The sequence below is a fragment of the Streptomyces poriferorum genome (genome assembly GCF_019399235.1).
GTDB classification, from domain to species: Bacteria; Actinomycetota; Actinomycetes; order Streptomycetales; family Streptomycetaceae; genus Streptomyces; species Streptomyces poriferorum.
Window position 1 is genome coordinate 1 of record NZ_JAELVH010000250.1, and the last position, 9,547, is coordinate 9,547.

Annotated in this window: 8 protein-coding genes; 1 reads left to right on the top strand and 7 read right to left on the bottom strand. The window is 71.0% G+C overall.

Annotated features, from left to right (window positions below; translation table 11 throughout):
* The 3 genes from JGS39_RS31185 to JGS39_RS31195 form a co-directional block, all read right to left on the bottom strand.
* The coding region (locus tag JGS39_RS31185; protein WP_219573098.1) for a peptidase at positions 1–627 on the bottom strand (627 nt) is incomplete at its 3' end.
* Between the two features lie 190 nt (positions 628–817).
* Positions 818–1,375 carry an ATP-binding protein gene (locus JGS39_RS31190; RefSeq protein WP_219573099.1) on the bottom strand — a complete coding sequence of 186 codons (558 nt, stop codon included), beginning with the start codon at positions 1,373–1,375 and terminating at the stop codon, positions 818–820.
* Between the two features lie 230 nt (positions 1,376–1,605).
* Positions 1,606–1,974, bottom strand: a complete 369-nt coding sequence (locus JGS39_RS31195; RefSeq protein ID WP_219573100.1) for an STAS domain-containing protein — start codon at positions 1,972–1,974, stop codon at positions 1,606–1,608.
* A 281-nt stretch (positions 1,975–2,255) separates the two neighbouring features.
* On the opposite strand from JGS39_RS31195, the gene JGS39_RS31200 reads away from it, so the two are divergent.
* Entirely contained in the window at positions 2,256–3,239 is a 984-nt protein-coding gene (locus tag JGS39_RS31200; protein WP_219573102.1) for an RNA polymerase sigma factor SigF, read from the top strand.
* A 98-nt stretch (positions 3,240–3,337) separates the two neighbouring features.
* On the opposite strand, the gene hutI is transcribed toward JGS39_RS31200, so the two are convergent.
* Genes hutI through hutU form a run of 4 tightly spaced genes read right to left on the bottom strand, consistent with a single transcriptional unit; the run spans position 3,338 to position 9,124 of the window.
* Entirely contained in the window at positions 3,338–4,525 is a 1,188-nt protein-coding gene (gene hutI / locus JGS39_RS31205) for an imidazolonepropionase (protein WP_219573101.1), read from the bottom strand.
* A 53-nt stretch (positions 4,526–4,578) separates the two neighbouring features.
* A complete protein-coding gene (locus tag JGS39_RS31210; protein ID WP_236064341.1) occupies positions 4,579–6,108 on the bottom strand; it encodes a formimidoylglutamate deiminase in 1,530 nt (509 codons plus the stop codon).
* A gap of 38 nt (positions 6,109–6,146) precedes the next feature.
* Entirely contained in the window at positions 6,147–7,361 is a 1,215-nt protein-coding gene (locus JGS39_RS31215; RefSeq protein WP_219573104.1) for an allantoate amidohydrolase, read from the bottom strand.
* A 17-nt stretch (positions 7,362–7,378) separates the two neighbouring features.
* Positions 7,379–9,124, bottom strand: coding sequence for a urocanate hydratase (gene hutU / locus JGS39_RS31220; protein ID WP_236064340.1), 1,746 nt, complete (start codon positions 9,122–9,124; stop codon positions 7,379–7,381).
* Between the last annotated feature and the right edge of the window lie 423 nt (positions 9,125–9,547).

Genomic DNA, 9,547 nt, shown 5'->3' on the forward strand with positions numbered 1-9,547 from the left:
ACCGGTCAGCAGCACCGTGCCGCCGAGGGTGCCGAGCGCCACGGCCGAGTCCAGCGGGCCGGTCTTGGGCAGGGACGTGTCGGTGTCGGGCGTGGTCGCGCCGCCGCTCGTGCCGCCGCCCGCCGCGGTGACGTCCAGGGAGAGCGAGGGGCCCGGGTTGTTCGACGGGGTGCAGGTCGTCGTCGTACCGAGCGCCTTGATGGTGAGCACCCCGGCGGTGAAGTCGACCTTGCCGCTCTTCTTCGGGGTGTAGGTACCCGACAGGTCGTTGATCTTGATGGGGCTGTTGGCGGGAATGGCCGCGGAGTTGGCCGGGCCGGAGACCTGGACCTGTCCCGGGTCGGCGCCGCCCACCTTGATCACCGCACTGGGGTTCATCGCGCCCTTGCCCAGTTCGACCGGGCTGGAGGAGACGCCCTTCTGGAAGGACATGGTGAGCTTGTAGCCGCTGCCGCTCTTGACGCTCTTGATGTCGATCGGTGAGACGGCGGCCTTGTCACCGATCGGGGTCTTGCACTTGTAGTTGACGTCGACGACCGTCGCGTGGGCGGCGGGCGCGGCCAGCAGCACCACCGCGCCGGCCAGCCCGGACGCCAGCGCGAGAGCTGTTCGCTTCTGGTTCGACACCTCGAGTTCCCCTCATGCCGGGAGTCGCCGCGCACCGCTCGGGTGCGGCGCAAGTAACTGACGACACATCAGATTGGCCGTCAAGGTACGCCCGGGGCCTTGTGGAGGGAAGACAAAGAGCGCGCCGATCCGGCGCGCTCTTCGAGGGGCGTACGAGCCCGGGGGGACGAGCGGGGAAACCCGCACGGGGCTACACGGGGGCGGCCAGCTCCGCCCAGACGGTCTTGCCGGGCTCACCCGGCATCCGCACGACTCCCCAGTCCAGGCAGAGCCGCTGCACGATGAACATGCCGTGACCACCGGGCCGTCCGGCGCGGTGCGGCGTACGGGGAGCGGGCTGTCCCGCACCGCCGTCGGCGACCTCCACCCGCAGCGCCTTCGGCGTGCGGGCGATGCGGAGCTCGTCGGGGCCGTCCGCGTGCAGACAGGCGTTGGTGACCAGCTCGGAGACGACCAGCAGGACGTCCTCGGCGGCTGCACGACGGTCGGCGGTCGAGGCGGGGAGCCAGCCCCAGTCATGGAGCGCCTGGCGGGCGAAGTCGCGGGCCGTCGGCACGATGCCGGTGGCATCCCGCAGCGACAGCGTGCGCCACTGCCGCCCCGCGGACTCCGCGGACTCAGCGGGCGCGGCGGAGGGAACGCCGGTATCCGCGTCCGCGCGGATGCCCGCGTCGGCGCGTGCACCCACGCCTGCGCCCTCCGGCTCGCGGCCGAGGTCGCCCGGCGGATGCTGCCGGGTGGTGCCCATCAGCGCTTCACCTCACCGATTCACCATGTCGCCATTGAACAGATACAGATACAGATACGAATACTGATACGGACACCGATAGGGATACCGGAGACACGAGTGTGCAGGTCTCTCACCGCTCACCGAGGTGTCTCCTGCCCTGCCGTTTCGCGACAACACCCACTTCGCCTACGCGGAACGCGTGACACGGGCAACAGATGGGGCGCCCGGGGTGTAGAACCGCGGCACGATCAGGTGTCCAGGGCCTCTTCGAGGGAGTCGTGGACGGTGAATACCGCCTCGGCCCCGGTGATCTCGAAGACCCGTGCCACCACCGGCAGCATTCCGGCCAAATGGACCCCTCCCCCGGCCGCCTCCGCCTTGAGGCGGGCACCGAGCAGCACATTGAGCCCGGTGGAATCACAGAATTCGAGTTCCGAGCAGTCGACCACCAGGCGCGCACGCCCCTGCTCGACCGCGTGCTCCAAGGGCTCGCGCAGCAGGTCCGCCGTGTGGTGATCGAGCTCACCCACCGGTTTCACGACCTCGCTGCGGCCCTCGGTCCGGGTCTCGACCTGAAGCCGGCCCCGGTTCGCACTGCCGACCGTCCCGCGGTCCATGCCCGTTCCTCTTCATCTCGTCACTGTCCGCATCGATGCACATGCAGATGAGTTGCAGCTATCGCTGACGTTCTTGAAACTCTACGCGTTCCGTGCGCCACGTGGTAGCCGAAGAACTCAACATACCGGACATATGGCGTCAATTGGCGCTTGTAACGACCCGCAGGAACCGGGTAAGGGTAGGGGGACACCCGAAACACGGCCGGCTTTGGAGGCGCCGCTTCACCGCAGGAACACGTATGGGCATCGGCAGCCATATGCCGAGAACGATGGAGGAGACCATGTCACCCCGGCTCGACGAACCGCGTACCCACAACGCGACGTCAGCATGTCCTCAGGGACTGACCGAATCAGACTCCCCTGCTGCGGCCGTCCTGGACGGCACGCGCAACCGCACCACCAGCAGTGGCAGTGACACCAGCAGTTCCGATGACGACAACAGCACCGAAGGCGTGACCGGTCTCGAAGGACTTCCCGAGATCCCGCCCTACGCCGAAGTGGGGCCGGTGGACGCCAGGGCCCTGTCGAAGACGCTCTTCGCCCGGCTGGAATCCCTCGAAGAGGGCACGCACGAGTACTCCTACGTGCGCAACACGCTCGTCGAACTGAATCTTGCCCTGGTCAAGTTCGCCGCCTCCCGGTTCCGCTCGCGCAGCGAACCGATGGAGGACATCATCCAGGTCGGCACCATCGGCCTGATCAAGGCGATCGACCGGTTCGAGCTCAGCCGCGGCGTCGAGTTCCCGACCTTCGCGATGCCGACCATCATCGGGGAGATCAAGCGCTTCTTCCGCGACACCAGCTGGTCCGTGCGCGTACCGCGCCGCCTGCAGGAACTGCGGCTCGACCTGGCCAAGGCGGGCGACGAGCTCGCCCAGCAGCTGGACCGCTCGCCCACCGTGGGCGAGCTCGCCGACCGCCTCGGCATCACCCACGACGAGGTCGTCGAGGGCATGGCCGCGAGCAACGCGTACACCGCGAGCTCGCTGGACGCCAAGCCCGAGGAGGACGACAACGAGGGCGCGCTGGCCGACCGGATCGGCTACGAGGACCACGGACTCGAAGGCATCGAGTACGTCGAGTCCCTGAAGCCGCTGATCGCCTCGCTGCCGGGCCGCGACCGGACGATCCTCTCGCTCCGGTTCGTCGCCAACATGACGCAGTCGGAGATCGGCGAGGAGCTCGGCATCTCGCAGATGCACGTGTCGCGCCTGCTCTCCCGCACCCTGGCCAAGCTCCGCAAGGGACTGACCCTGGAGGAATGAGCGAGCACCCCGCGACACGCTTGCGGGACTGCTCGACCGGCTCACGGATCAAGGACCTGCCCCGCCGAGGGGCAGGTCCTTCCGCGTTCCCGAGCCGGTCAGGAGGGGCGGGGCGCCACGACCCGCTCGCCGCGCCGCCAGACCTCGTGGACCAGCGGGACGCCCGGCCGGTAGGCGAGGTGAACGTGACTGGGGGCGTCGAGGACCACCAGGTCGGCGCGGGCGCCGGGGGCGATCCGGCCGATGTCGTCGCGGCGCAGGGCCGCCGCGCCGCCCGCCGTGGCGGACCAGAGCGCCTCGTCGGGGGTCATCCCCATGTCCCGGACGGCGAGGGCGACGCAGAACGGCACGGACGAGGTGAACGAGGAGCCCGGGTTGCAGTCCGTGGAGAGCGCGACGGTGGCACCCGCGTCGAGGAGGCGGCGGGCGTCGGGCCAGGCGGCCCGGGTGGAGAACTCGGCGCCGGGGAGCAGCGTGGCGACGGTCTCCGACTGGGCCAGTGCGTCGACGTCGGCGTCGGTGAGGTGGGTGCAGTGGTCGGCGGACGCGGCGTCGAGCTCGACGGCGAGCTGGACGCCGGGGCCGTGTCCGAGCTGGTTGGCGTGGACCCGGGGGTGGAGTCCCTTCGCACGGCCCGCGGTCAGGACCGCCCGGGCCTGGTCGCCGTCGAAGGCACCCTTCTCGCAGAAGACGTCGATCCAACGGGCGTACGGGGCACAGGCGTCGAGCATCGGGCCGGTGACCAGGTCGACGTATCCGGCCGGATCGTCCGCGTAGTCCGGGGAGACGATGTGGGCGCCGAGGAAGGTGACCTCGTCGGTGTGACGGGCGGCGATGCGCAGGGCGCGGGCCTCGTCCTCGACGGTGAGGCCGTAGCCGGACTTGGTCTCGAACGTCGTGGTGCCCTGGCGCAGCGCCTCGGCGAGGTAGCGGGCGACGTTGGCGGAGAGCTCCTCGTCGGTCGCGGCGCGGGTGGCGGCGACGGTGGTCCTGATGCCGCCCGCGCTGTAGGCGCGGCCGGACATCCGGGCGTTGAACTCCTGGGTGCGGTCGCCCGCGAAGACGAGGTGGGAGTGGGAGTCGACGAAGCCCGGGATCACGGCCCGGCCGCCCACGTCGACGGCGTTGTCAGTGGCGGGTGCTTTGCTTGATTCACCGGTCCAGACGACCCGGTCGCCCTCGATGACGACGGCCGCGTCCTGGATCAGTCCGAGGGGGGAACTGTCGCCGAGGGAGGGGTCGTTGGTGACCAGTGCGGAGATGTGGGTGATCGCGGTCGTCGTCATCGGGGGGCTGCTCTCCTTGCGTGGGGACGGCGGAGTGGCCACCGCCTGGGTGCTCAGTGGTGCAGGGCCGCGATGGCTCGCGCGAGCGCTCCGGGGACGTCGTCGACCGACGCGTGATGTCCGTCGCGGACGAGGTGCCGGCCCGCGACCACGGTGTGGCGCACATCAGCGGCGGAGGCGGCGAATACCGCTGTCTCGGCTGCCAGCCGGGGCACCGGTCCCGCTGTTCTGACGGAGTCGAGGGCGATGGTCACGAGGTCGGCGGGTGCGCCAGGTTCGAGGATGCCCGCGTCCGGCCGGCCGAGTGCGGCGTGGCCGTCGGCGGAGGCGGCGCGCAGCAGTGCGGCGGCCGTCCAGTGGCCTCGGGTGCGGGTGCGCAGGCGCTCGTTGAGCTCCATCGCGCGGGCCTCTTCGAAGAGGTCGATCACGGCGTGGCTGTCGCTGCCCAGCGAGAGCGGCGATCCGGCGCGCTGGAGGGCGACGGCCGGGCCGATGCCGTCGGCCAGGTCGCGTTCGGTGGTCGGGCACATGCAGGTGCCGGTGGCCGTCGAGCCGATGAGCTCGATGTCCTCGCCGGTGAGGTGGGTGTTGTGGACGCCGGTGGTGCGCGGGCCGAGGACCCCGTGGTCGGCGAGGAGCCGGGTGGGGGTGCGGCCGTGGGCGGCGAGGCAGGCGTCGTTCTCCGCGGTCTGCTCGGAGAGGTGGACGTGCAGCGGGGCGTGCCGCTGCTCGGCCCACTGCGCGACGGTGGCCAGCTGGTCGGCGGGGACGGCCCGCACGGAGTGGACGGCGGCGCCGATCAGGGTGTTCTCGTCACCCTTGAGGAGACCTGCGCGCTCCGCCCAGGCGTCGGCGGTCGTGTCGGAGAAGCGCAGCTGGTGCCGGTCTGGCTGCTGGTACTGGGAGGGCCTGCGGCCGAATCCGGCGGCGAGGTAGGCGGTGTCCAGCAGGGTGATCCGGATCCCGGCCTCGCGGGCGGCCGCGATCAGGGCCTCACCCATCGCGTTCGGGTTGTCGTACGGGACACCGCCCGGCGCGTGGTGCAGATAGTGGAATTCGCCGACCGCGGTGATGCCGGCCAGCGCCATCTCGGCGTACACGGCACGCGCCAGGTCGTAGTACGTGTCGGGGGTGAGCCGGGACGCGACCTGGTACATGGTCTCGCGCCAGGTCCAGAAGGTGCCGGAGCCGACCTGGACGGTGGAGCGCAGGGCACGGTGGAAGGCGTGCGAATGGGCGTTGGCGAGGCCGGGCAGGGTGAGCCCGCGCAGCGCGGTCGCGCCGGGTGGCGGAGTTTCGACGCCGGTCCGCACCCCGGCGATCCGCCCGCCGGACACCTCCAGGACGACGTCCGGCTCGACATGGGTGCCGAGCCAGGCGTGGGAGAGCCAGTACGTCACGACGGCGGGCCTGCCCGCCGGCTCCGTTACGGGGGCCGTGGCGCGCTCCGTCGCGGGGCCCGTCGTCGGCTCCGCGGCGGGGTCCGTGGCGGGGCCTGCCGGCGGCTCCGTTGGCGACTCCGTGGCGGGCTCACTCGTGGGATCCGTCGTCGGCTCCGTTGCCGGCTCCCTGGTGGGATCCATTGCGGGCTCCGCTGTCGGCTCCGTCGTCGGCTCCGTTGTCATCGGCACGCGAGACCTTCCAGTACGTCGGCGAGTGCGATCACCCCGGCCACGCAGTCGTCCTCGGCGGCGTACTCGGCCGGCGAGTGCGAGATCCCGGTGGGGTTCCGTACGAACAGCATGGCGGTAGGGACCGAAGCGGACAAAATACCCGCGTCGTGTCCGGCTCCGGTGCCGAGTACGGGGACGTCCCGTCCGGTGTCGCGGAGGTCCGACCCCTTGAGGAGCGCGCCCAGCTCGTCACGCAGGGCGTGCTCGAACTCCACGACGGGCGTGAAGGACTCCCGTACGACGTCCAGGTCGATCCCGGCCCGCTCGGCGTGTTCCCGGGCGGCCCGCTCGATGCCGGCGACGACGGTGTCCAGGGTGCCCTGGTCTGCGGCGCGGGAGTCGAGCCAGCCGCGCACGAGAGAGGGAATGGCGTTGACACCGTTCGGCTCCACGGCGATCTTGCCGAAGGTGGCCAGCGCTCCGGCCAGCTCCGCCTCCCGGCGGGCCGCGAGCACCGTCTCGGCGTACGTGAGCATCGGGTCGCGGCGGTCGGCGAGCCGGGTGGTGCCCGCGTGGTTGGCCTCGCCCCGGAAGTCGAAGCGCCAGCGTCCGTGCGGCCAGATCGCGGAGGCGATGCCGACCGGGTCGCCGGTCAGGTCGAGGGCGCGGCCCTGCTCGACGTGGAGTTCGACGAACGCACCGATACGGGCGAGCCGTCCGGGGTCCGGGCCGATGGCGTCGGGGTCGTACCCGGCCGCCTCCATGGCCTGCGGCAGGGTGATGCCGTCACCGTCACGCAGCCGGTGCGCGGCCTCGACCGTCAGCTGCCCGGCGGCGAGCCTGGAGCCGACGCAGGCGAGGCCGAAGCGGGCCCCTTCCTCGTCACCGAAGTTGGTGATCGCCAGCGGCCGGTTGAACTCCACTCCCCTGTGGCGGAGTTCATCGAGCGCGGCGAAGGAGGAGACGACCCCGAGCGGCCCGTCGAAGGCTCCGCCGTCCGGCACGGAGTCGAGGTGCGAGCCGGTGACGACGGCGTCCCCCGCGAGGGGGTCGCCGAGCCAGGCCCACTGGTTGCCGTTGCGGTCCACCTCGCAGTCGAGGCCGCGGGCCTCGGCCTGCATCCGGAACCAGAGGCGGCAGTCGGCGTCGGCCCCGGTCCAGGCGTAGCGCCGGTAGCCGCCGGACTCGGCGTTGCGGCCGATGTTCCGCAACGACGCCCACATCGCATGGAAGGTGGGGCTCACGCGGCGGTCCCGTCCGTGCCGGACGCGGTGCTCGTGGGGGACGCGGCGGTCCCGTCCGTGCCTGCCGCGGTGCTCGTGCCGGACGGGTCGCCCTCGCGCATCGGGACCCTGACCCCGCGCTCCGCTGCGACCGACTCCGCGATGTCGTAGCCGGCGTCGACGTGCCGGATGACGCCCATGCCCGGGTCGTTGGTCAGCACCCGGCGGATCTTCTCGCCCGCCAGCTTCGTACCGTCGGCGACCGTGACCTGTCCGGCGTGGATGGAGCGGCCCATGCCGACCCCGCCCCCGTGGTGGATGGAGACCCAGGAGGCGCCGGAGGCCACGTTGACCATCGCGTTCAGCAGCGGCCAGTCGGCGATCGCGTCGGATCCGTCGAGCATGGCCTCGGTCTCGCGGTACGGCGAGGCGACCGAGCCGCAGTCCAGGTGGTCACGGCCGATGGCCAGCGGTGCGACCAGGTCGCCACGGGCCACCATGTCGTTGAAGCGCTCGCCGGCCTTGTCGCGCTCGCCCTGGCCGAGCCAGCAGATGCGGGCGGGCAGGCCCTGGAAGTGGACGCGCTCGCCGGCCATCTTGATCCAGCGGTGCAGCGACTCGTTCTCCGGGAAGAGCTCCAGCATGGCCTTGTCGGTCCGGTGGATGTCGGAGGCCTCACCCGAGAGCGCCGCCCAGCGGAACGGGCCCTTGCCCTCGCAGAACAGCGGCCGGATGTACGCGGGCACGAAGCCGGGGAAGTCGAAGGCCCGCCCGTATCCGGCGAGCTGGGCCTCGCCGCGGATCGAGTTGCCGTAGTCGAAGACCTCCGCACCGGCGTCCATGAAGCCGACCATCGCCTCGACGTGCTTCGCCATCGACTCACGGGCGCGCTGGGTGAAGTCGGCCGGCTTCTCGGTGGCGTAGTCGGCCATGTCGTCGAAGTCGACACCGAGCGGGAGGTAGGCCAGCGGGTCGTGCGCGCTGGTCTGGTCGGTGACGATGTCGACCGGGGCGCCCTCGGCGAGCATCCGGGGCAGCAGCTCGGCCGCGTTGCCGAGCAGTCCGATGGAGAGCGGCTTGCGCGCGTCCCTGGCCTCGGTGGCCAGCTGGAGCGCGTGCTCCAGGTTGTCGGCCTTCACATCCAGGAAGCGGTGCTCGATGCGGCGCTCGATGGCGCGCGGGTCGCAGTCGATACAGATCGCGACGCCGTCGTTCATCGTCACGGCGAGCGGCTGGGCACCGCCCATGCCACCGAGTCCGGCGGTCAGCGTGATCGTCCCGGCCAGCGTGCCGCCGAACTTCTTCGCGGCGACGGCGGCGAACGTCTCGTACGTGCCCTGGAGGATGCCCTGTGTGCCGATGTAGATCCACGAACCGGCGGTCATCTGGCCGTACATGGTGAGCCCGAGCGCCTCGAGGCGGCGGAACTCCTCCCAGTTCGCCCAGTCGCCGACCAGGTTGGAGTTGGCGATCAGGACCCGCGGGGCCCACTCGTGCGTCTGCATGACGCCGACCGGCCGCCCCGACTGGACGAGCATCGTCTCGTCCTGCTTGAGCGTCCGCAGCGTGCGGACCATCGCGTCGAACGAGCGCCAGTCGCGGGCCGCCTTGCCCGTGCCGCCGTAGACGACGAGCTTGTCGGGGTGCTCGGCGACCTCGGGGTCGAGGTTGTTCTGCAGCATGCGCAGCGCGGCTTCCTGCTGCCATCCCAGGGCGCTCAGTTCGGTACCGCGCGGTGCCCGTACGGGGCGGGGTCCTGACATGGCAATGCCTCCTCGCGACTGTGAATTTTCTATTCACATCTTGAGTGGCTGAATAGCTCCAGTCAACAGGGCGTGGCGGACAGCCGGTCCGCGCACCCCGAGGCACCCCAAAACGGCCCACAGCAGTCCGCGGCGGGGCATTCTCCCGAACCTCCCGCATGTACCTATGGAAAATGCCAGAACCTCCACCTGGAGCGAGCACGTTGCGTAACCTCAGGGTCACAGCCGCACGCCGCGTCGGAGGGGAGTCCGCGTGCCCGGAATCGACGAGTGCCTGCTCGACGTCATGAGACTGCCCGGTGCCCGTGGTGCCGCCGTGGTCGACTGGACGAGCGGTCTCGCTCTCGGCACCATCGGTGACTCGCCCAACGGCGATCACGAGGCCACCGCCGCGGAGACGGCGGAGGTGGCGCGGATGGCGGC

Excerpts from the sequence above, each read along its gene's own strand:
- hutU (WP_236064340.1), bottom strand. The coding sequence starts at position 9,124 with ATGTCAGGACCCCGCCCCGTACGGGCACCGCGCGGTACCGAACTGAGC.
- JGS39_RS31215 (WP_219573104.1), bottom strand. The coding sequence starts at position 7,361 with ATGTGGGCGTCGTTGCGGAACATCGGCCGCAACGCCGAGTCCGGCGGC.
- hutI (WP_219573101.1), bottom strand. The coding sequence starts at position 4,525 with ATGACGACGACCGCGATCACCCACATCTCCGCACTGGTCACCAACGAC.
- JGS39_RS31210 (WP_236064341.1), bottom strand. The coding sequence starts at position 6,108 with ATGGATCCCACCAGGGAGCCGGCAACGGAGCCGACGACGGATCCCACG.
- JGS39_RS31190 (WP_219573099.1), bottom strand. The coding sequence starts at position 1,375 with ATGGGCACCACCCGGCAGCATCCGCCGGGCGACCTCGGCCGCGAGCCG.
- JGS39_RS31195 (WP_219573100.1), bottom strand. The coding sequence starts at position 1,974 with ATGGACCGCGGGACGGTCGGCAGTGCGAACCGGGGCCGGCTTCAGGTC.
- JGS39_RS31200 (WP_219573102.1), top strand. The coding sequence starts at position 2,256 with ATGTCACCCCGGCTCGACGAACCGCGTACCCACAACGCGACGTCAGCA.